General features: G+C 75.0%; 20 protein-coding genes. 11 read left to right on the top strand and 9 right to left on the bottom strand.

What is annotated here, in order from left to right:
* Positions 1-30: 30 nt before the first annotated feature.
* A complete protein-coding gene (locus ACI792_RS08530; protein ID WP_456602215.1) occupies positions 31-1,749 on the top strand; it encodes a DEAD/DEAH box helicase in 1,719 nt (572 codons plus the stop codon).
* An 8-nt stretch (positions 1,750-1,757) separates the two neighbouring features.
* Here the strand turns inward: ACI792_RS08530 and ACI792_RS08535 are convergent, their stop codons facing one another.
* From ACI792_RS08535 to ACI792_RS08545, 3 genes are all read right to left on the bottom strand, one after another.
* On the bottom strand, positions 1,758-4,274 hold the full coding sequence (locus ACI792_RS08535) for a SpoIIE family protein phosphatase (RefSeq protein ID WP_456602216.1): 2,517 nt from the start codon (positions 4,272-4,274) through the stop codon (positions 1,758-1,760).
* Positions 4,275-4,499: 225 nt separating this feature from the next.
* Complete coding sequence (yaaA, locus tag ACI792_RS08540; protein WP_456602217.1) at positions 4,500-5,246, bottom strand: peroxide stress protein YaaA; 747 nt, start codon at positions 5,244-5,246, stop codon at positions 4,500-4,502.
* 60 nt (positions 5,247-5,306) lie between these two features.
* A complete protein-coding gene (locus ACI792_RS08545) occupies positions 5,307-6,095 on the bottom strand; it encodes an exodeoxyribonuclease III (RefSeq protein WP_456602218.1) in 789 nt (262 codons plus the stop codon).
* A gap of 162 nt (positions 6,096-6,257) precedes the next feature.
* Here ACI792_RS08545 and ACI792_RS08550 point away from each other — a divergent pair, with 162 nt between their 5' ends.
* Positions 6,258-7,790 carry an LCP family glycopolymer transferase gene (locus ACI792_RS08550; protein ID WP_456602219.1) on the top strand — a complete coding sequence of 511 codons (1,533 nt, stop codon included), beginning with the start codon at positions 6,258-6,260 and terminating at the stop codon, positions 7,788-7,790.
* Between the two features lie 44 nt (positions 7,791-7,834).
* Positions 7,835-8,353, top strand: coding sequence for an N-acetyltransferase family protein (locus ACI792_RS08555; protein WP_456580274.1), 519 nt, complete (start codon positions 7,835-7,837; stop codon positions 8,351-8,353).
* A 17-nt stretch (positions 8,354-8,370) separates the two neighbouring features.
* On the opposite strand, the gene ACI792_RS08560 is transcribed toward ACI792_RS08555, so the two are convergent.
* The gene (locus tag ACI792_RS08560) at positions 8,371-9,321 is read right to left on the bottom strand and encodes an acyl-ACP desaturase (RefSeq protein ID WP_456602220.1); all 951 of its coding nucleotides are present in this window, start codon (positions 9,319-9,321) and stop codon (positions 8,371-8,373) included.
* 118 nt (positions 9,322-9,439) lie between these two features.
* On the opposite strand from ACI792_RS08560, the gene ACI792_RS08565 reads away from it, so the two are divergent.
* Together ACI792_RS08565 and ACI792_RS08570 are read left to right on the top strand one after the other, a co-directional pair.
* Positions 9,440-9,658, top strand: coding sequence for a hypothetical protein (locus ACI792_RS08565; protein ID WP_456580276.1), 219 nt, complete (start codon positions 9,440-9,442; stop codon positions 9,656-9,658).
* Positions 9,659-9,731: 73 nt separating this feature from the next.
* Positions 9,732-9,932 carry a hypothetical protein gene (locus ACI792_RS08570; protein WP_456580277.1) on the top strand — a complete coding sequence of 67 codons (201 nt, stop codon included), beginning with the start codon at positions 9,732-9,734 and terminating at the stop codon, positions 9,930-9,932.
* A 76-nt stretch (positions 9,933-10,008) separates the two neighbouring features.
* Here ACI792_RS08570 and ACI792_RS08575 read toward each other — a convergent pair whose 3' ends face one another.
* The 5 genes from ACI792_RS08575 to ACI792_RS08595 form a co-directional block, all read right to left on the bottom strand.
* Positions 10,009-11,220, bottom strand: a complete 1,212-nt coding sequence (locus tag ACI792_RS08575) for an acyl-CoA dehydrogenase family protein (protein ID WP_456602221.1) — start codon at positions 11,218-11,220, stop codon at positions 10,009-10,011.
* A gap of 116 nt (positions 11,221-11,336) precedes the next feature.
* A complete protein-coding gene (locus ACI792_RS08580; RefSeq protein ID WP_456602222.1) occupies positions 11,337-11,783 on the bottom strand; it encodes a DUF4383 domain-containing protein in 447 nt (148 codons plus the stop codon).
* A 146-nt stretch (positions 11,784-11,929) separates the two neighbouring features.
* Complete coding sequence (locus tag ACI792_RS08585) at positions 11,930-13,585, bottom strand: carbamoyltransferase family protein (RefSeq protein WP_456602223.1); 1,656 nt, start codon at positions 13,583-13,585, stop codon at positions 11,930-11,932.
* Positions 13,586-13,701: 116 nt separating this feature from the next.
* Positions 13,702-15,414: a RecQ family ATP-dependent DNA helicase gene (locus tag ACI792_RS08590; RefSeq protein ID WP_456602224.1), complete on the bottom strand. Its 1,713-nt coding sequence runs from the start codon at positions 15,412-15,414 to the stop codon at positions 13,702-13,704.
* 681 nt (positions 15,415-16,095) lie between these two features.
* Complete coding sequence (locus ACI792_RS08595; RefSeq protein ID WP_456602225.1) at positions 16,096-17,310, bottom strand: DUF2786 domain-containing protein; 1,215 nt, start codon at positions 17,308-17,310, stop codon at positions 16,096-16,098.
* A gap of 89 nt (positions 17,311-17,399) precedes the next feature.
* On the opposite strand from ACI792_RS08595, the gene ACI792_RS08600 reads away from it, so the two are divergent.
* The 6 genes from ACI792_RS08600 to ACI792_RS08625 all read left to right on the top strand — a co-directional run bounded on the left by ACI792_RS08600 (position 17,400) and on the right by ACI792_RS08625 (position 21,515).
* The gene (locus ACI792_RS08600; RefSeq protein WP_456580284.1) at positions 17,400-17,792 is read left to right on the top strand and encodes a TOBE domain-containing protein; all 393 of its coding nucleotides are present in this window, start codon (positions 17,400-17,402) and stop codon (positions 17,790-17,792) included.
* 93 nt (positions 17,793-17,885) lie between these two features.
* Positions 17,886-18,671, top strand: coding sequence for a molybdate ABC transporter substrate-binding protein (gene modA, locus ACI792_RS08605; RefSeq protein WP_456602226.1), 786 nt, complete (start codon positions 17,886-17,888; stop codon positions 18,669-18,671).
* Positions 18,668-19,471, top strand: a complete 804-nt coding sequence (locus tag ACI792_RS08610) for an ABC transporter permease (protein WP_456602227.1) — start codon at positions 18,668-18,670, stop codon at positions 19,469-19,471. Before modA ends, ACI792_RS08610 begins: the two co-directional genes overlap by 4 nt.
* Positions 19,468-20,517, top strand: a complete 1,050-nt coding sequence (locus tag ACI792_RS08615) for an ABC transporter ATP-binding protein (RefSeq protein ID WP_456602228.1) — start codon at positions 19,468-19,470, stop codon at positions 20,515-20,517. Before ACI792_RS08610 ends, ACI792_RS08615 begins: the two co-directional genes overlap by 4 nt.
* Before the next feature lie 12 nt (positions 20,518-20,529).
* A complete protein-coding gene (locus ACI792_RS08620) occupies positions 20,530-21,108 on the top strand; it encodes a nucleotidyltransferase family protein (RefSeq protein ID WP_456602229.1) in 579 nt (192 codons plus the stop codon).
* Positions 21,105-21,515 carry a molybdenum cofactor biosynthesis protein MoaE gene (locus ACI792_RS08625; protein ID WP_456602230.1) on the top strand — a complete coding sequence of 137 codons (411 nt, stop codon included), beginning with the start codon at positions 21,105-21,107 and terminating at the stop codon, positions 21,513-21,515. Before ACI792_RS08620 ends, ACI792_RS08625 begins: the two co-directional genes overlap by 4 nt.

Raw genomic sequence — 21,515 nt, forward strand, 5'->3', positions numbered from 1 at the left:
TCCCGGCGACCGGGGGGAACGATGGGAACGATGACCGAGGAACGCGACCCCGCCGGCGACCCCACCTTCGAGGGCTCCACCTTCGACGCCCTGGGCCTGCGCCCGGAGCTGCTGCAGGCGCTCACCGCCCTCGGCTACGAGGAGCCCACACCCATCCAGCTGCAGGCGATCCCGCCGCTGGCCGAGGGGCGGGACCTGCTCGGCCAGGCCGCCACCGGCACCGGCAAGACCGCGGCGTTCTCGCTGCCCGTGCTGCAGCGGATGCCGGCGCACCGCACCGACCGGTCCCCGGTCGCGCTGGTGCTGGTGCCCACCCGCGAGCTCGCCGTCCAGGTGTCGGAGGCGCTGCACCGCTACGGCCGCGACCTGGGCGCCCGCGTGCTACCCGTCTACGGCGGCGCCCCCATCGTGCGGCAGCTGCGCTCCCTGGAGTCGGGGGTCGACGTCGTCGTCGCCACGCCCGGGCGCGCCCTCGACCTGGTCAACCGCGGCGCGCTGCAGCTCGGCGAGATCGCCACCGTCGTGCTCGACGAGGCCGACGAGATGCTGGACATGGGCTTCGCCGAGGACCTCGAGGCGCTCCTCGACGAGACGCCGGAGGAGCGGCAGACGGTGCTCTTCTCGGCGACCATGCCGCGCCGGCTCGACGCGCTGGCCCGCCGCCACCTCTCCGACCCGGTCCGGATCACCATCGCCCGGGAGCGGGCCGCGCCCGGCACCGCGCCCCGCATCCGGCAGACCGCCTACGTGGTGCCCCGGGGCGCCAAGCCGGCCGCCCTCGGCCGGATCCTCGACGTCGAGGCGCCGACCGCTGCGATCGTCTTCTGCCGCACCCGCGAGGAGGTCGACTCCCTCACCGAGACGCTGAACGGCCGCGGGTACCGGGCCGAGGCGCTGCACGGCGGCATGAGCCAGGAGCAGCGCGACCGGGTGATGGGCCGGCTCCGCGGGGGGACGGCGGAGCTGCTGGTGGCCACCGACGTCGCGGCGCGCGGGCTGGACATCGAGCAGCTCACCCACGTCGTCAACTACGACGTGCCGTCGGCGCCGGAGTCCTACGTGCACCGCATCGGCCGGGTGGGCCGGGCCGGCCGCGAGGGCGTGGCGATCACCCTGGCCGAGCCCCGGGAGCACCGGATGCTCAAGACGATCGAGCGGGTCGCGGGCGCGCCGATCGCCGTGGAGAAGGTGCCCACGGTCGCCGACCTCCGCACCCGCCGGCTGGACCTCACCCGCGCCGCGCTGCGGGAGAGCCTGCTCACCGACGACCTGGACCGCTTCCGCGTCGTCGTCGAGACGCTCACCGACGAGTTCGACCTGGTCGAGGTCGCCCTCGCCGCGGTCAAGCTGGCCCACGAGGCGACCGGGCCGGTGGGCGACGACGAGGAGGAGATCCCGCAGGTCTCCTTCCGGCCGGAGCGGGACGGCGGCCGCCCCGGTGGCGGCCGGGACGGCGGCGGCAGGCGGGACGAGCGCCCGGGCCGGCCGGCTGGGCGCCCCGGCGGCGGGCCGGCCGCGCGGCTGTTCGTCGGGGTGGGCCGGGATGCCGGCATCCGCCCCGGTGACCTGGTCGGGGCCATCACGGGCGAGACCGGGCTCACCGGGCGCGACGTCGGGTCCATCGAGATCCACCAGCGGTTCGCCCTGGTGGAGGTGCCCGAGGCAGCCGCCGACGAGGTCGTGCAGGCGCTGCGGGCCACGATGATCAAGGGCCGCAAGGCCCAGGTGCGGCGCGACCGCGGTCGCTGACCCCGGGCTCAGTCCAGCAGCGGGTCCCTCGGCACGGTCGGGGGCACGCGCTCGGGGCCGGCCTCGGCCGGCCGGGGCCGGTCCTGGGGGTGCAGCCGGACGGCCACCAGCGCGACGTCGTCCTCCGGCCGGCCGTGCACCAGCCGGTCCAGCAGTTCATCGAGCAGCGCCTGCAGCGGCAGATCGGCGAGCTCCTCCACGGCGGCGCGCAGTCGCTGGATGCCCTCGTCGAGGTCGGAGTCGCGGCGCTCGACGAGGCCGTCGGTGTAGAGCAGGACGGTCGAGCCGCGCCGGAGGGTGGCCACGGACTCGCGCCGCTGCGCGCCCGGGTCGACGCCCAGGAGCAGGTCGCCGGTCCACTCCCCGAGCTCGGCCACCTCACCCTTCTCGGTGAGGACCAGCGGCGGCAGGTGGCCGGCGTTCGCCCAGCGCATGCGGGTGACGCCCTCGGCGGCCTCGTCGGGGGTCTGCTCGAACCGGGCCACCGCGGCGGTGGCCATCGTCGGGATCTGCAGCGTCGTCATCGAGGCGTCGAGCCCGCGCAGCACCTCGCCGGGGCCGGCGTCGCTGTAGGTGGCCACCCCGCGCAGCAGCCCGCGGAGCTGCCCCATGGCGGCCGCGGCCTCGGTGTCGTGCCCCACGACGTCGCCGATGACCAGCATCGTGGAGCCGCCGGGCTGCATGAACGCGTCGTACCAGTCACCACCGACGCGGGCGGCCTCCGCGGCGGGGAGGTAGCGCACCGCGATCTCGGCGTGGTCGGGCTCGGGCGGCTCGGTGAGCAGGCTGCGCTGCAGCCCCTCGGCGAGCTGCTGCTGGGCGTTGTAGAGGCGGCCGTTGTCGAGCGCCAGGCCGGCGCGGTCGGCGACCTCCTGTGCGGTGACCAGGTTCTCCAGGCGGGCCGGGGTCGCCCGGGAGTAGTAGACGGTCAGCAGGCCCAGGATCCGGTTGCGGCCCCGCATCGGCAGGACGACCGCCTCCCGCGGGTCGAGGGAGGAGAGCAGGTCCCGGGCCTCGCCGGGGGGCAGCAGGTCGAGCACCGCCGCGCCGGTGCTGCGTCGCTGCTCGCCGGTCCGCAGCGAGACGGCGACGGGCGAGTCCGCCGGCATGGACTCCAGCCGTACCTGCGTGTAGCGCTCCAGCACCGGGCGCAGCTCCGGGTCGGCGTGCCAGGAGCCGACGTCGCTGGGGCGGCCGTCGTTGTCGACGACCGTCACGATGCAGAAGTCGGCGAGCGCGGGGACGACCAGCCGCGGGAGGTGCTGCATCGCGCGGTGCTGGTCCAGCGGGCCGGCGAGGTCGGCGCTGACGCTGGCCAGCAGCTCCAGGCGCTGCGCCACCCGATCGGCCTCCTCCTGCGCCCGGCGCCGTTCGGTCACCTCCAGGAAGTAGACGGAGAGGCCGTCGGGGCTGGGCCACGCCCGCAGCTCGTACCAGCCGTCCAGCGGCGCGGGGTAGTAGGCGTCGAACGCGACCGGCTCGCCGGTGCGGACCGCCTCCCGGTAGCTGTTCTCGAAGATGCTGTTGACGGCGTCGGGGAACGCCTCCCAGAGGTTGCGCCCCAGCAGCTCGTCGCGGGAGGTCTGCAGGAGCTTCTCGGCCACGGCGTTGACGTAGGTGAAGCACCAGTCGCGGTCGAGGCTGTAGAAGCCGGCGGGCATCGCCTCGAGCACGCGGGTGACGAGGGTGGCCTCCTCGCGCTCCCCCGTGACGTCGTACGCGGTGCCCAGGATGCGGGTCGTCCGGCCGTGCGCGTCGACCAGCGACCGGCCGCGCGCGTGGATCCAGCGGGTCTCGCCGCCCGGCCGCACGATCCGGTACGTGGCGTCGTACTCCCCGCCGGTGTCGACGGCCAGCTGCAGCGCCTCGCCGACCCAGTCGGCGTCCTCGGGGTGGAGCCGCGCGTTGAACGCGTCGATCGTCCGCGCGAAGTCCTCGCTGCCGTAGCCGAACATCGCGATGAGCTGCTCGTCCCACGTCAGCTCACCGGTCTCCTGGTCCCAGTCCCACGTACCGACGCCACCGGCCTCGGCGGCCAGCTCCCAGCGGACGCGGTCGTCCTCGTAGCGGCGCAGCAGCGCCGACAGCTCCAGCTCGGTCATCACCGAGCCGGCGAGCTGCCGCAGGGTCGCGATCTCCGAGCTCCCCCACGGCCGCGGCTCGGGGTCGAAGACGCAGAGCGCGCCGACGGCCGCGCCGGAGGCGTCCGTGAGCGCGGTGCCCAGGTACGAGCCGATGGCGCCGGTCCGGACGGGCGTCAGGTCCCGCACGCGGTCGTCGGCGCGGGCGTCGGTGACGACGAGGGCCTCCCCCGGGGGGAGCGCGGCCGTCACCGTGCAGAGGGATTCCTCGAGCGGCCCGGTGGTGCCGACGGCCGCGGGGTCGCTCCCGGCTGCGACGTGCTGCACGTCGACGAGCAGCGACACCTGGCTCCCGCTGGTGCCCAGCAGGCGGGCGGCGAGTTGGGCCAGCCTGTCCAGCCCCGCGCGGTCCCCGCGCGGGAGGATGCGCCGGGCGGCCGCCACGCGCGTGGGGTCGAGGCGCAACTCGGCCGCCGAACGGTCGCCGAGGGTCGGTCCCGCGTGGACCGTACGGTCCGATCCGTCCACCGAAGCCCTTCTGCCCCGGCGGTCGCCGGATACGAGACGCCTGTGTGCCGCGTTGTTCGGGCACGCTGGGTCCCCGCAGTTATGCCACGGGGGGCGGGTTGCGCGCAACCAACCGTTCGGACACAACCCGAGAGATCGCCCTCAGTGCGCCGGGACGACCAGCGTCAGCGCCGTTCCGCCGTCATGTTCCACGTGCAACCCCGCCCGCCTCAGCAGGCTCCTGAGCCTCACGACGTCACCCGGTTCCGCCGTGGTGGTGGCGAGCAGTCGGGCGAGCCGTCCTTTGTGCGCCTTGTTGAAGTGGCTGACGACGGAGCGCGCGCCGTCGGGTCGCTCGCTCAGCACGCTGACGCTGACCGCGCCGGGCACCGGGGCCAGCGCGGCGTAGGAGCCGCTGCGCAGGTCGACGACGAGCCCCTCGGTGCGCTCGAGCACGGGGCCGAGCACCGGCTTCCACAGCGCGCGGAGGGTCGGCAGCCCGGGCAGCGCGGACCCGGCCGACAGCCGGTAGGCCGGGATGCGGTCGCCCCCGCCGACCAGCCCGAACAGCGCCGAGCCGACGGCGAGCCGCCGCTCCGCGCGGGCCCGCTGCGCACGGGTGAGCGAGCCGACGTCGAGGGCGTCGTAGAGGACGCCGGTGTAGCGGTGCAGGGCGGGGAGCGTGCCGGCGGTGAGCAGCGCCGCGTTGCGGGCGATCTCGTCGTCCTGCTTCGGGGAGAGGCCCAGCGCGGCGCGGGACGCCGGGACGTCGTCGGCGAGCGCGACCAGCGCCCCCGCGAGCCGGCTGCGCACCGGGGTCAGCTCCGGCGCGGTGAGCGCGCCGAGGTCGAGGGGTGGGCCGTCGCCCCCGGGGGCCTTGGTCTCCGACGGGGGCAGCAGCACGAGCACGGGGAGCCAGCATAGGGAGGCCCGGCCCCCGGGCCGGGAGGACCGGGACGGGGCTCAGTCTCAGGTGAGGTCGACGACGACCGGGGCGTGGTCGCTGGCGCCCTTGCCCTTGCGCTCCTCGCGGTCGATGAAGGCCCCGCCGACCCGTGCGGCCAGCGCGGGAGAGCCGAGCACGAAGTCGATGCGCATGCCCTCGCGGCGCGGGAAGCGCAGCTGGGTGTAGTCCCAGTAGGTGTAGGCGCCGGGCCCGGGGGCGTGCGGCCGCACCACGTCGGCGTACCCGGCGTCGACCACCGCCCGGAACGCCGCCCGCTCCGGCTCGGAGACGTGCGTCGAGGTGCTGAACACCGACATGTCCCACACGTCGTCGTTCTGCGGGGCGATGTTCCAGTCGCCGACGAGGGCGACCTGCGCGGCCGGGTCGTCGGCGAGCCAGCCGGCCGCGGTGTCCCGCAGCGCGGCCAGCCACTCGAGCTTGTAGGTGTAGTGCGGGTCGGCCAGCGTGCGCCCGTTGGGCACGTAGAGGCTCCACACCCGGACGCCGGCGCACGTGGCGGCGAGGGCGCGGGCCTCGCAGGTGGTGTCCTCGCCCCAGCAGGGCTGGCCGGGGAACCCGACGGTCACCTCCTCCAGCCCCACGCGGGACAGGATCGAGACCCCGTTCCACTGCGAGTAGCCCACGTGCGCGACCTCGTAGCCCAGGGCGGTGAACCGGTCCTGCGGGAACTGGTCGTCCCGGCACTTGGTCTCCTGCATGGCCAGGACGTCGACGTCGTGCCGCTCCAGGAAGGCGGCGACGCGGTCGACGCGGGTGCGGATCGAGTTGACGTTCCAGGTGGCCAGGCGCACGCCCGGGAGCTTACGGAGGGCCACCGACACCGACTCCCCGCCGTCCGGACGCCGGTGTCCACGATCGGGCGGTCCTGCCCGGGCCGCTCCCCGTCGACGCCCCCACCAGGCCCGACGGTGGGAGCATGGCCCGGTGAGCTGGTGCGCCGCGGGGGCCGCGGGATGACGGACGGGACGACACCCCTCTCCTCGCAGCCGGACGAGCGCCCCCCGCGACCGGCCCGGCGGCGCGGCTTCGGCGCGGCCCTGGGCTGGACCGCCCTCGGCGCGCTGGTGCCCGGGACCGGGCTGCTCGCCGCCGGGCGGCGTCGGCTCGGGGCGGCCGTGCTGACCGTCTTCCTCCTGCTCGCCGGGGTCGCCGCGTGGCTCGCCACCGGCGGGCAGCGGTTCGCCGCCCGGACGTTCGTCGACACGGACGCGCTGCTCTGGGCGACCGTCGGCGTGGGCGTCCTGGCGCTGCTGTGGATCGCCGTCGTCGTCGCCGGCTACCGGATGCTGGTGCCCCCGGGCACCTCCCGCGGCCGGCACGTCGTCGGAGGTCTGGTCGTGGCGGTGCTCGTGGCGGCGATCGCCGCCCCCGCCGTCCTCGTCGGCCGGCTGGCCACGACGTCGCGCGACCTCATCGCCGGGGTCTTCGACGACGAGCGGCAGTCGGCGACCGTCGACGAGGAGGAGTCCGCCGAGCTCTTCGGCGGCCGGGACCGGGTGAACGTGCTGCTGCTGGGTGGCGACGGCGGCGAGGGCCGCGAGGGCGTGCGCACGGACACCGTCATCGTGGCCAGCACCGACGTCGAGACCGGCGAGACGGTGCTGATCAGCCTGCCCCGCAACCTGCAGGACCTGCCCTTCCCCGAGGACAGCCCGCTCGGCGAGCTCTACCCCGACGGCTTCGACGCCGGCAGCGAGAGCGAGAGCCTGCTCAACGCCGTCTACCGCAACGGCCCGGCCTGGTACCCCGACGCCCTGGGCCCGACCGACGACCCGGGTGCCGACTTCCTGAAGCTCGGCGTCGGGGAGGCCCTGGGGCTGCGCATCGACTACTTCGTGCTGGTCAACCTCGAGGGGTTCAGCCGGCTGGTCGACGCGCTCGGTGGCATCACCGTGAACGTCAACTACTACGTGCCGATCAACGGCGACCCGGGCACCGGCGAGCTGCCCGACGACTACATCGCGCCGGGGCCGGACCGCGAGATGGACGGCGACACCGCCCTGCAGTTCGCGCGGGGCCGGTTCGGGCTCACCGACTACGACCGGATGGAGCGGCAGCGCTGCACGATCTCCGCGATCGTCGAGGCCGCCGACCCGGTGACGCTGCTGCAGCGCTACCAGCAGCTGGCCGCGACGACCGAGGACATCGTCAGCACCGACATCCCGCGGTCGCGGCTGGACGACTTCGTCGACCTGGCGTTCCGCGTGAAGGACGCCGAGATCCGCAGCGTCGTCCTCGACCCGTCGGTGATCGACCCGGCCTATCCCGACTACGACGCCATCCGCGCGCTGGTCGAGGAGGCGATCGACCCGCGCGTGCCCGTGCCCGCGGCCGGATCGCAGCCGCCGGGCGACGAGACGCAGGCACCGCAGGCCCCCGAGCCGGTGGACGGCCCGGCCACCGACGTCGCCGACGCCTGCGCCTACGACCCGCAGCGTGCGGCCGAGGCGCGCGCCGCCGGCGAGCCGCCGAGCAAGGCCGGCTGAGGCCCGCGTCGAGGGAGGTCCGGGGCGGGGCGGAGAATGACGGTGTGCCCGCCGCCGTCGTCCGCCCCGTCTCCACCGTCGACGACACGCTGCGCGGCGAGCTGCTGCGCTGCTGGGTCGACGTGAGCAACGCCGGGGGCGCGGTCGGCTTCGTGCCGCCGGTCACCGAGGACGACGTCGTGCCGTTGCTGGACAAGCTGCTGGAGGGCATCCACTCCGGCCGCGACGTGCTGGCGCTGCTCGAGGTGGACGGCCGGACGGCGGGGTTCGCCAGCGTCGTCGGCTCGCTGAGCCCGCTGCGCCGCCACTGGGGCACCGTGCTCCGGGTGCAGGTGCACCCGTCGCGGCAGGGGCAGGGCCTGGGCCGGGTGCTGATGGAGGGCGTGCACCGGATCGCCCGCGAGCGGGGGTGGGAGTTCGTGCACCTGACCGCCCGCGGGGGCACCGGTGTGGACGACTTCTACAAGGGCCTGGGCTACACCGAGGTGGGCCGCCTGCCCGGCGCGATCCGCGTGGCCCCCGGCGACGACCGCGACGAGATCGTGATGGCCTGCCGCCTCTGAGCCCCCGCAGGCCTCCGTCAGACCTGGACCGGGACCTCGCCCCTGGCCGCCATGCGGGCGCGCATCCGCTCGCGGCTCTCCACGAACCGCGTGGCCTCGGCGTCCAGGCCGGTCAGGAAGCCGGCGAGCTCCTCGCGGGCCCGCTCGCCCTCGGGGCCGAGGTCGCTGCGCTCGAAGACCTTCCAGGTGCGCAGGATCGGGCTGACCACCTCGTCGTGGTGCAGCCGCAGGTCGTAGATGCCGGCCTTCGCGATGATCGTGGAGTTCCTGCGGAAGTTGGCCATGGTCGCGCCGGGCATCTCGAAGGTCATGACCTCCTTGGCGACGGCCTTCATCATCTCGTCCGGGTCGATGTCGAACGCCGCCGTCACCAGGTTCCGGTAGAAGATCATGTGCAGGTTCTCGTCCGTGGCGATGCGGGCCAGCAGCTTGTCCGCGATCGGGTCGCCGGTGGCCTTGCCGGTGTTGCGGTGCGAGACCCGCGTGGCCAGCTCCTGGAACGAGACGTACGCGACGGCCTCGAGCGGGGACTTGTCGCCGGAGTCGTAGCCGGTGGTCATGTAGTCCATCCGGGCGCGCTCGAGCTCGACCGGGTCGACCCCGCGGGTGACGACGAGGTAGTCCCGCAGCGCGACGCCGTGCCGCCCCTCCTCGGCCGTCCAGCGGCCGACCCACTGCCCCCAGGCGCCGTCCCGGCCGAAGCGGGTGGCGATCTCGCGGTGGTAGCTGGGCAGGTTGTCCTCGGTCAGCAGGTTCACGAACATGGCCGCCTTGGCGGTCGCGTCGAGCCGGGACTGCTCCGGGGACCAGTCCTCCCCGCCGAGGAAGGCGAAGTTCCGCCCCTCGTCCCACGGGACGTAGTCGTGCGGATGCCACTCCTTGGCCATCCTGATGTGCCGGTCGAGGTTCTCGGCGACCACGGGCTCGAGCTCGGTGAGCACGGCTGCCTGCGGGGACGTCTGCGGCATGGGGACCTCCGGGTCGGCTCGACCTGCGTCGTCGCAACCTACGCCGACGCGGCCGGGGTCGGGTCCCCACCAGGGTTCCCCGTCCGGGGTGCCGCTACCCCTTTGGCAGGCTGGAGGCATGTCAGCGCCCGAGCCCGGCCGTCCTCCGTCGCCCACGTCCCGCCGCCGGGAGCGCCTCGTCGGCCTGCTCGTGCTGGGGGTCGCGGTCGTGCTGCTGGTCTCGACGCCCACCTGGTTCGCCAGCGACCAGACCGGTGTGGCGATCGCGCAGCTCGCGGTGGCCGTGGTGCTGGCGGCCGTGGGCGCGTACCTCGTCCGGCGCGCCACCCGGGGCTGAGCGCGGGCCCGCCGTTGCGGGTCCGGGTGATCCACACCACACTCCGAGCCCAGGGAACGGCGAAGGAGGACCCGTGAAGCTGGACAAGACGGAGCTGGTGCGCGTGCTGCGCACCGAGGGGGACAACGACACGGCGGAGAAGGTGGAGCAGCGGTTCTCCGACCAGATCGACACCGACCGCGACGGCGACGCGCTCGCCGAGGTGGGGCTGGACCGCACGCAGCTGATGGCGAAGCTCGCCGGCGGCGGCTTCGGGACGACGCTGACGCCCTGAACCCAAGGAGGTGTCGCGGCGGCCCCGGTGCAGGGGCCGCCGCGACCGTGCGAGCGGTCGGGGCAGCGGTCCTTCCTCAGCCCGAGTAGGGGCGCTCCCGCGCCAGCTCCTCCTTGGCCACGCCGCGGATGTGCACCGCGTCGGGGCCGTCGACGATGCGCAGGGTGCGGGCGCTGGCGTAGAAGCGGGCCAGCACCGTGTCGTTGCTGACGCCGGCGCCGCCGTGCACCTGGATGGCGCGGTCGATGACGTCGAGCGCGACCTTCGGGGCGGCGACCTTGATGGCCGAGATCTCGGTGCGGGCGCCCTTGGCCCCGTACTTGTCGATGAGGTCCGCCGTCTTCAGCACGTAGAGGCGCGCCTGGTCGATCTCGATCCGGGACAGCGCGATCGCCTCCCGCACGGTGCCCTGCTCGGCCAGCGGGCGGCCGAAGGCGACGCGGTTCTTGCTGCGCTCGACCATCAGCGCGAGCGCGCGCTCGGCCATGCCGATGGCGCGCATGCAGTGGTGGATGCGGCCGGGGCCGAGCCGCGCCTGGGCGATCATGAAGCCGTCACCCTCGCCGGAGAGGATGTTGCTGACCGGGACCCGGACGTCGGTGAACCGCAGCTCGGAGTGGCCGTGCTGGTCCTGGTACCCGAACACGGGCAGGTGCCGGATGATCTCCAGCCCCGGGGTGTCGCGGGGGACGAGCACCATCGACTGCTGGCGGTGCGGCGGGCCGTCGGGGTCGGTCTTGCCCATGACGATGAAGATCTGGCAGCGCGGGTCGGCGGCCCCGGAGGTCCACCACTTGCGGCCGTTGATGACGTACTCGTCGCCGTCCCGCACGATCGAGGTCTGGATGTTGCGGGCGTCCGACGACGCGACGTCGGGCTCGGTCATCGCGAAGCCGGAGCGGATCTCGCCCTCCAGCAGCGGGTTCAGCCAGCGCTCCTTGTGCTCCGGCGTGCCGAAGAGCATGAGCGTCTCCATGTTGCCGGTGTCCGGCGCGCCCACGTTCATCGACTCGGGGGCGATGACGGGCGACCAGCCGGTGATCTCGGCGACCGAGGCGTACTCGAGGTTGGAGAGCCCCCCGACCTCGTGGTGGAACAGGTTCCACAGGCCCCGCTTGCGCGCCTCGGCCTTGAGCTCCTCGAGGATCGGCGGGTGCTCGTGGTTGTCGTGGCCGCGCTCGGCGCGCCAGGCGTCGTAGACCGGCTCGGCGGGGAACACGTGCTCCCGCATGAAGTCCCACGCGCGTGCGCAGACGTCCTCGGCCTTGGCGGAGAGAGCGAAGTCCATGCCCCGCAAGGTAGCGGCGGGCGTGACCGGCGTCGCGCCAGGGGTCCGCGGAGCCCCCGGGACGGCACGAGCCGGGCCCCGCGTGTGCGGAGCCCGGCTCGGGACGGGGATGTCGCTCAGGTGCGGGTGCGCCCCTCGACGGCGTTGCGCACCGGACCCAGGGCGATCACCAGGCCGGCGAGAGCACTGACCAGGTGCAGCCAGTTGTCGGCCCAGTTGAGGCTCAGGAAGTCCCACTCCTGGTCCACGGCGAACAGGCCGTAGACGAACGTGGCGCCGTACCCGATCGCCAGCAGCCACCCGTAGGTGCGGGCGCCGCTCAGCGTCCGGAACAGCGCCAGGCCCGCCGCGCCGATCAGGATGTGGACGATGTTGTGGAACGGGTTGACCTCGAAGCCGAGGATGGTCTCGCCGGTGTCGTGCGCGAAGAAGTCGTCGAAGCCGGTGACGAAGAATCCGACGATCCCCACCAGCAGGTAGATCGCGCCGATGGCCGCGGCGAGCATCTGCGGCCAGGTCAGGCCTCGTCGATCCGCGCCGGTGTTTCCGCGGGTTGCAGACATCATGTCCTCCCTCTAGGTCGTCCGACCTGCCAGGTTCTTGACAGGTGACTGCCAGGAGCCGTTACCCGCGCTCGGGCCCGGATAACGGCCGCCACCCCGGCGAGGGAACGGTGTGGCCGAACCGATACACGGCCCGGCCGTCCGGCTCAGCCGCGCCCGGGGCGCGGCGTCGCCTTGGACCGGCGGACGACGAAGGGCCCGATCGCGAGCAGGTCCACCGGCGCCGAGCCGAAGCACTCGAGGGCGTCGCGCGGGTCGTCGACCATCGGGCGGCCGGCGGTGTTCAGGCTGGTGTTGACGACCACGGGCAGGCCGGTGCGCCGCTCGAACGCCGAGATCATGCGGTGCACCAGCGGCTCGGTCGCCGGATCGATGGTCTGGATCCGCGCCGTGCCGTCGACGTGGGTCACCGTGGGGATGCGGTCGCGCCACTCCCCGGCGACGTCGTGCACGAAGAGCATGTAGGGCGAGGGGATCGGCCCGCGGCTGAAGATCTCCGGAGCCCGCTCCAGAAGCACCATCGGCGCGACCGGGCGGAACTGCTCGCGGCCCTTGACGTCGTTCATCCGCTCGAGGTTGGCCTCGAAGCCGGGGTGGGCGAGCAGCGACCGGTGGCCCAGCGCGCGGGGGCCGTACTCGCTGCGCCCCTGGAACCAGGCGACGATGCCGTTGTCGGCGAGCACCTCGGCGACGGCCTCGGCCACGTCGTCGGGGCGCTCGTAGTCGATCGCCGCCGTCTGCAGGACCTGCTCGATCTCGTCGTCGCTCCAGCCGCGGCCGAGCGCTGCGCCGGCCATCGGCTCGGTGCGCTCGCCGAGCTCGGCGGCGACGTGGAGGGCGGCGCCCAGCGCGGTGCCGGCGTCACCGGCGGCGGGCTGCACCCACACCTGCTCGAACGGGCTCTCCGCGAGGATGCGGGTGTTGGCGACGCAGTTCAGCGCGGTGCCGCCGGCCATGGTGAGCGTCTTCTCGCCGGTCTGCTCGTGCACCCAGCGGGCGAGGTCGACCAGCACCTCCTCGAGGCGGGTCTGCACGCTCGCGGCGAGGTCGGCGTGGGCCTCGGTCCACTGCTCGTCCTTTGCCAGGCGCGGCGCGAACTCGGCGAAGTCGATCTTCTCGGTGCGGAAGCCGCCGTCGTCGGTGGCGCGGATGAGCTCCGACAGCTCCCCGAGGAAGCGCGGCTTGCCGTAGGAGGCCATCGCCATGACCTTGAACTCGTCGGAGCTGCGCAGGAAGCCCAGGTGGTCGGTGAGCTCCTCGTACATCAGGCCCAGGGAGTGGGGGAGCGCCTGCCCGGCGAGCACCTCCAGCTGCCCGTCGACGTACCGGCCGGCGAGGTGGCTGTGCGCCTCGCCGCGGCCGTCGAGCACGAGGACGGCGTTGTCGCGCTGTGGCGCCGCCTTGCCCGCCGAGGCGGCGTGGGCGACGTGGTGCTTGACGAAGCGGACCTTCGCCGGGTCCAGCCCGGGGAGCGCGTGCGCCAGGAAGTCGGGCGCCATCTCGGCGTACTTCTTGCGCATGGTGTCGCCGTCGTCGAACAGGCCGGTCTCCTCCGGCGTCGTCATGAGGCCGGGGTCGAAGGAGTAGGCGACGGCGTCGAGCTCCTCGGGCCGGATGCCGGCCGTCTTGAGGCACCACGCGGCGGAGAGCTCCGGCAGCTCCCAGGCGCTCCACGGCAGCGGGCGCTTGCCGTGCTTGCGGCGGCTGAACCGCTCCTCCTCCGCGGCCGCCACGATGCGGCCGTCGACGACGAGCGCCGCCGCGGGGTCGTGGTAGATCGCGTTGATGCCGAGGACCTTCACGCGTGCACTCCTTCTCCCGGGTCCGTGCCCTGTCTGCTCCGGGCGCGTCGACCCGCTCTCCTGCGGATGATCATGGGTGGGATCGGCCGGTCCCGCAGGTCGAAGCGGGTGGCCGGTCAGCCGCGCGGGCGCAGCAGGTCGTGGTCCAGGACGGCGGCGAGGCCGAGGGTCTTGTAACCGACCTCGTCGAACAGCACGGTGAGGCGGTCGTCCTCGACCCGCATCACGACGCCGGGCCCCCACTCGGTGTGCTCGACCGGCGTCTCCACGGGGAAGGGGGTGTCCGCGGGCTCGGTGGCGACGTGCTCGCGGGCGGTGCCGGCCGAGCAGTTGTCGCAGTTGCCGCAGGGCTCGTCGAGCTGCTCGCCGAAGTAGCCGAGCAGGAACTGGCGACGGCACTCGGTGGTCTCGGCGTAGCCGCGCATCATCTCCACGCGGGACTGGTCGACCTTCTCGTGGTGCTCGGCGAGCTCCCGGGCCTGCTCGGCGGCCTCGCCGGGGGGCGGGGCGCCGTCGGCGGGGTGCGCGGCGCCGTCCTCGTCCAGGACGACGGCGGAGACCTGCTCGAGGAGGTTGAGGTCGCGCACCAGGGGGGTGGCGGCCCGGCCGGTCTCCTCGCGCAGCGCCTTGACGTCGACGCCGTCGTCGATGCCCGCCGCGGCGGCGGCCTGGACCAGGCCGGCGACCTGCTGCAGCTCCTCCTCGGCCGGGGCGCCCGCGGCGAAGAACCGGCGCAGCCCCAGGTCCTCCTGCCGGTAGACCAGGACGGCGAGGGCCGGCTCGCCGTCGCGGCCGGCCCGGCCGATCTCCTGGTAGTAGCTGTCCACCGAGTCGGCGGGCTCGGCGTGGACGACGAAGCGGGTGCCGGGCTTGTCGATGCCCATGCCGAAGGCGGTGGTGGCGACGACGACGTCCAGCTCGTCGTCCATCCAGGCACGCTGGGTCTCCTCGCGGTCGGACTTCTTCAGCCCCGCGTGGTAGGCCTGCGTGCGCAGGCCCCGCTCGGCGAGCGTGGCGGCGATCTCCTCGGTGCCCTTGCGGGTGGCGCTGTAGACGATGCCGGGGCCGCGCCCGTCGCCGACCTCGGCGAGCACCCGGTCGAGGACGGCGTCCTGCTTGCCCCGCGCGTCGGCGTGGTGGTCGACCTCCAGGCGGATCTCCGGCCGGTCGAAGCCGGCGACGACCACCGCGGGGTCGCGCATGCCGAGCTGCTCCACGATCTCCGCCCGCACCGGGGGAGCCGCGGTGGCCGTGAGCGCGAGCACCGTCGGGTGGCCGAGCTGCTCGATGACGCCGCCCAGGCGCAGGTAGTCGGGGCGGAAGTCGTGGCCCCACGCCGAGACGCAGTGCGCCTCGTCGACGACGAACAGAGCGGGCCGCGCCTTGGCGATCACGTCGACCACCTCCTGCTTGGCCAGCTGCTCGGGGGCCAGGAAGAGGAAGCGGACCGCTCCGTCACCGAGGCCGTCGAGCGCCTCCTGCTGGTCGCCGGCCGAGAGGGTGGAGTTGAGCTGCGCGGCGCGGCCGGCGCGGTCCTCCAGCTCGGTGAGCCGCTCCACCTGGTCCCGCTGCAGGGCGATCAGCGGCGAGACGACCAGCACCGGGCCGTCGAGGAGCTGGCCGGCGACCTGGTAGACCGCCGTCTTCCCGGCGCCGGAGGGCAGCACCGCGAGGGTGTCGCGCCCGCCGACGACGGCCTGCATGGCGCGCTCCTGCCCGGGACGGAAGTCGTCGTAGCCGAGCACCTCGCGGGCGAACTCGCGGATGCGGCGGGTGCGGACGGAGGCGCTGGCGCCGGCGGGGTTGTCCCGCTCGGGGGAGGGAGGCACCGGCTGCCTCTCCCCTGCGGCGGTCCGCGGCAAACGGTGCGCTGGCCCACGTCGCGTTCCCGCGGGAACGGTGCAGCGGACCGGCTCGAAGAACTGCTCGCGCTCGACCGGCCCGGCCTCCGGAGGCCGCCGTCTCGTCGACCCGCCGCCACTGTCGGCAGAACCGCTCGGTCTGGGAGGCGGTGGCCGTGAGGGCGAACTCGAGCAGCGCCGCCTCGGAGTCGGGCTCCGCGACGCGGGTCGGCGCCCGCACCTTGGAGTAGGAGAGGCGGCCCGCCGTGACCGCCGCCTCGATCCGCGGCAGGCCGGGCAGGGCGCGGGCGACCAGGGCGTGCTCCCGTGCCACGCCGGGGCCCATGCCGCACTGCCAGGCCAGCCAGTGTGCGCAGGAGCGGATGCCGACGCCGTGCCAGCCGCCCCGCTCGTCGAACTCCGCCACCAGCCGGAGCCAGGTGGCCGTCGCCGCCGCCAGCCGCACCGCCCCGCTGGTGATCGCCAGGGCGAGCTCGTCCAGCGGTATCTCGTGACCGGGGCCGTCAACCTCCGTCTTCGAACGCATGTCCGAGAAATAGTCCCATGGCCCCGGCTGTCGCGATGGCCAGGTGGTCACGGCGGGCGGGAAGGGTGAACGGGGGCCAGTGGGAGCGGCGAGCGGGCTCGGCGACAGGGGCCGGCGACGGGTCAGCGGAGCGGCGAGCGCCGGGGGCCGACCTCGGCGTGCTCGGCCGCGGCCCGGCCGGCGTGCCATCCGCCCGCGTCGACCGAGGACCGGCTGCGGCTGGACCGGACCCGGGGGAACAGCTCGGCCGTCCGGGCCGCCACCGCCTCCTGCCGCGACCGCAGCACGGGGAGCAGGTCCACGCCCCGCTCCACCCCCGCCTCCGTGGTCGCCCGCAGCCGCGCCGCGGCCAGCCGCTCGCCGATGCGGTGCGCGTAGCCGAGCAGGTACGCGCGGCGGAACGACCGCGCCGCGGAGCGGCCCTCCTGCCGCTCCGCGGCGGCCAGTGCCTGCGCGACCTGCAGCAGCAGGGACGTGAACAGCAGCTCCACGGCGTCCAGGTCGGACCGGAGGCCGACGAGGGTGGCGATGCCCAGACCCTGGTACCAGACGAGCTGCACGTCGTTCGCCTCCGCGACCGCGCCCAGCAGCTGCGTCTTGGCGCGCGCGTAGGGGTCGGCGACGTGCACCCGCCGGGTGTCGACGTCGACGGCCGTAGCCGCGCCACCGCCGAGCAGCGCGGCATCCACCGCGTGACGGGTCATGAGCTCCTGCGCCTTGGCCGTCAGCGCCTCCGCCTCCTCGGGGAACTCGGTGGACTCGGCCTTGGCCAGCAGGGCGCGGATGCGCCGCAACGCCCGGTCGTCGCCGCCCGCGGCCGGCCGGTCGGCGCCCGGCCGTGGTGCGCCCCACCGCGACGGGGGCGGCACCAGCACCTCGAGCCGGGCCGTGCACCGCAGCAGCCCGGCCACCTGCAGCACGGTGCGCCACGCCTCGGCGGGCGGACGGCGCTCGGCCCGCTGCCAGGCGCTGACCGCGGCGCTCTCGCCGGCGTCCACGTCCAGGGCCCCCAGTTCCCGCAGCTGCCCGACCCAGGTCTCCGGCGCCCGCGAGACCGCGTCGGTGCGGCGTGCGTGCTCAGCGATCAGCGCCACGACCAGCGGGACCGATCCGGCGCCGGCCTCCCGCCGGGCGGCGTGGGTGACGTCGGCCGGCTGCCAGCCGCGCTCCCAGGTCTCGTCGAGCGCGTCGCGCAGGGTCCGCCCGGCCGGGCCGCCGTCGTCGAGGGGGAGCCCGGTGCTGCTGAGCGTGGCCGCGAGCTCCGACGCGACCCGGGCGTCGGTGAGCACTGCGGCGCGGTGCCGGAGGAGGTCTGCGAGCCAGGCGTCGTCGATCACGCCCGGCATGCTCCCCGCCCCCGCCGACGGCCCGGGGAAGCGGCCTGTGGAGAACGCCCGCCGTCCACAACCGCGGCTAGGGTCTGGCCGTGGCCGCCACCTACCGCATCGCCGAGGCGGCCGCGCTGCTCGGCGTCAGCGACGACACGGTGCGGCGCTGGGTCGACAGCGGCCGGCTCCCGGCGCGCCGGGACGGCGGGGGGCCGGCGGTGGTCGACGGCGCGGACCTCGCCCGGCTGGCGACGCAGCTGCGCGAGGCTCCGGAGCCCGGGACGACGCCGTCCTCGGCCCGCAACCGGCTGGCCGGCATCGTCACGAACGTCCTCCGCGACGGCGTCATGGCGCAGGTCGAGATCCAGGCCGGGCCCTTCCGCGTCGTCTCCCTCATGTCGCGCGAGGCGGCCGACGAGCTGGGGCTGGTCGTGGGCGTCCGGGCGGTCGCGACGGTGAAGGCAACCCAGGTGAGCGTCGACGTCCCGTAGTCCGCATCTGCGGAGCTGCGCCGCGCCGGGCTTGCGCGGCTGCGGGTTCAACTGGTGAAGTCTGCCGCAGGAGCGGTCGACCGAGGAGGTGCCGTGCGCGCGCGTGCGCTGCTCGTGGCGGTGCTGCTGGCCCTCCCCGGCTGCGGCGCGTCGTCGGAGGCGGACGCCGGCGCGGCTGCGGGCGGCCGGCTCTCCGGCACCCTCACCGTCTTCGCCGCCGCCTCGCTCACCGACGTCTTCACCGAGCTCGGCGGCCGGTTCGAGGGGGAGCACCCGGGCCTGGAGGTGCGCTTCAGCTTCGCCGGCAGCTCCGGGCTGGCCACGCAGCTGGAGCAGGGCGCCCCCGTCGACGTCTTCGCCTCCGCCGACGAGGCGCAGATGGACCGGGTCGCCGACCTGGTGGGTGCCCCGCAGCCCTTCGCCGCCAACGAGCTGCTGCTCGCCGTGCCGGCGGACGACCCCGCCGGCATCGACCGGAGGTCGGGCGCGGGCACCCCCGGCCTGGCCGACCTGCTCGAGGTCGACGACGTGCTCGCCGTCTGCGCGCCGGAGGTGCCCTGCGGCGCCGCCGCCGCGGAGGTGCTCGAGGCCGCCGGTCTGGCCGGGGCGCCGGACACCCTCGAGGACGACGTCCGCGGCGTGCTCACCAAGGTGCAGCTCGGCGAGGTCGACGCCGGGCTGGTCTACCGCTCCGACGTCTCCTCCGACGGCGGCGTCCGCGCCCTCCCCTTCCGCGAGTCCGGCGCCGCCCGCAACCGCTACCCGGTCGCCGCCCTGCAGGACGCCCCGAACCCGGACGCTGCCGCCGCCTTCGTCGACCTGGTGCTCTCCGACGAGGGGCAGGCCGCGCTGGCCGACGCCGGGTTCCAGCAGCCGTGAGCCGCGCTCCCGAGGGCACCCGCGTCCCGGTGCCCCTCGTCGTCCCGGCGGCCCTGGGCGTCGCCTTCCTGACCCTCCCGCTGCTCGGGCTGCTGGCGCGCACCCCGTGGTCGGAGCTGGCCACCCAGCTCGCCGCGCCGGGGGTGGGCCAGGCGCTGCGGCTGTCGCTGGTGTCGGCGACGCTCGCCACCGGCCTGTCGCTGCTGCTGGGGGTCCCGCTCGCCTGGGTCCTCGCCCGCTCCCGGGCCCGCGGCCGCGCGGTGCTCCGGGCGCTGGTCACCGTGCCGCTGGTGCTGCCCCCGGTCGTCGGCGGCGTCGCGCTTTTCCTCGTGCTGGGCCGGCAGGGGATCGTCGGCTCCTGGCTGGACGACGCCTTCGGCATCACGATCCCGTTCACCACCACCGCCGTCGTCATCGCCGAGACCTTCGTGGCCATGCCGTTCCTGGTCATCAGCGTCGAGGGCGCCCTGCGGGCCGCCGACGCCCGCTTCGAGGACGTCGCCGCCACGCTCGGCGCCGGCCGCTGGACGACGTTCCGCCGCGTCACCCTCCCGCTCGTCGCCCCCGGCGTCGCGGCCGGCGCGGTGCTCTGCTGGGCCCGGGCGCTCGGCGAGTTCGGCGCCACCATCACCTTCGCCGGCAACTTCCCCGGCACCACGCAGACGATGCCGCTCGCGGTCTACCTCGCGCTGCAGCGGGATCCCGACGCGGCGATCGTGCTCTCGGTGGTGCTGCTGGCCGTCTCCCTGGCCACGCTGCTGCTGCTCCGCGACCGCTGGCTCGGCCGGGCGCCGGTATGAGCCTGACCGCGACGGTCGCCACCCGCCGGGGCGACCTCGACCTGCGGGTCGAGGTCGAGGTCGCCGACGGCGAGGTGCTGGCCCTCCTCGGTCCCAACGGCGCGGGGAAGTCGACCTTCGTGCGCGTGCTGGCGGGGTTGCTGCCCCCCGACCGCGGCCGGGTCGTCGTCGACGGCGAGGTCTGGGACGACGGCGAGGGCGCGTCCGTCCCCGCCCACCGGCGCGCCCTCGGGATGGTCTTCCAGGACGCGCTGCTCTTCCCGCACCTGAGCGTGGTCGACAACGTCGCCTTCGGCCTGCGCACCCGGGGTGCGGCGCGGGCGCGGGCACGGGCGGCCGCCGAGGAGTGGCTGACCCGGGTCGGGCTCGAGGGGCTGGGGAGCCGCAGACCCGCCCAGCTCTCCGGCGGTCAGGCACAGCGGGCCGCGCTGGCCCGGGCGCTCGTCGGCGACCCGGCGCTGCTGCTGCTCGACGAGCCGCTGTCGGCCCTGGACGCGCGCACCCGGCTCACCGTGCGCGCCGAGCTGCGCCGGCACCTCGCGGGGTTCCGCGGCAGCACCGTGCTCGTCACGCACGATCCGGTGGACGCGATGGCGCTCGCCGACCGCGTCGTCGTCGTCGAGGAGGGGCGGGTCGTGCAGGCCGGCAGCCCGGCCGAGGTGGCCCGCCGGCCGCGTACCGACTACGTGGCCCGGCTGGTCGGGCTGTCGCTCCTGCCGGGCACCGGGGAGGGGCGCGTGGTGCGGCTCGACGGCGGCGCGGTGGTCGTGGTGGCCGAGGAGGCCACCGGGCCGGTGTTCGCGGCGGTCCGTCCCGAGTCGGTGGCGCTCTACGCCTCCCGCCCCGACGGCAGCACCCGCAACCTCTGGCGGCAACGCCTGGTCGGGGCGACGCCGCACGGCGCCACCGTGCGCTGCGAGCTCACCGGGGAGGTGCAGCTGGTCGCCGACGTCACGGCGACCTCCTTCGCCGAGATGGGCCTCGTCCCGGGCGCGGAGGTGTGGGCCGGCGTGAAGGCCTCCGAGGTCGCCGTCTACGCCCGCTGAGAGAGTGGGGGGATGAGCACCGCAGCCCTCGTCCTGGCCGCCGGGGGTGGCCGCCGCTACGGCATGCCCAAGGCGCTGGTCGAGTACGAGGGCAGCCTGCTGGTCGAGCGGGCGGTGCGGACGGCGCGGGCGGTCTGCGACGTCGTCCTCGTCGTGCTCGGCGCCCGGGCGGTGGACGTCTGGCGGACCGCGGACCTCACGGGCGCGACGGTGCTGGCGAACCGGGACTGGGAATCGGGCATGGCCTCCTCGCTGCGCACCGGCCTGGACGGGCTGCGCGGCTTCCCGGGGACGGTGGACGCCGCACTGGTGACCCTGGTCGACATGCCGGGCCTCACGCCCGCCGCGCTGCGGGCCGTCGCCGCCCACGCCGCGCCGGACGCGCTGGCGACCGCCACCTACGACGGCGTCCGCGGCCACCCGGTGCTGCTCGGGCGCGACCACTGGGCCGGCGTCGCGGAGACGGCCACCGGCGACGAGGGCGCCCGCCGCTACCTGGCGGCGCACGACGTCGTCGAGGTCGACTGCACCGGCCTCGCCGATCCGGTCGACCTCGACGTCCCGCCGCCGGGGGTAGCGTCGGCGCCGTGATCGCCAGGGTCGTGGACACACCGCTGTCCGTCGCCGAGCACGAGGACGCCGTCTCCGTCGCGGCGGCGGGGGCCGTGGTCTCCTTCGCCGGCGTCGTCCGCGACCACGACGGAGGCCGCTCGGTGACCGAGCTGGAGTACGTCGGCCACCCGAGCGCCGCCGACGTCATCACCGAGCTGGCCGAGGAGTTCGCCGCGCGCCCCGAGCTGCACGCCGTCGCGGTCAGCCACCGCGTCGGTCTGCTCGGCATCGGCGACGTCGCGCTCGCGTGCGCGGTCAGCGCCTCGCACCGCGGTCAGGCGTTCGCCGCCTGCGCCGAGCTCGTCGACGAGGTGAAGAAGCGGCTGCCCATCTGGAAGCGGCAGGTGTTCGGCGACGGTGAGGAGGAGTGGGTCGCCTGCCCCTAG

It is taken from the genome of Blastococcus sp. SYSU DS0669, assembly GCF_054050895.1.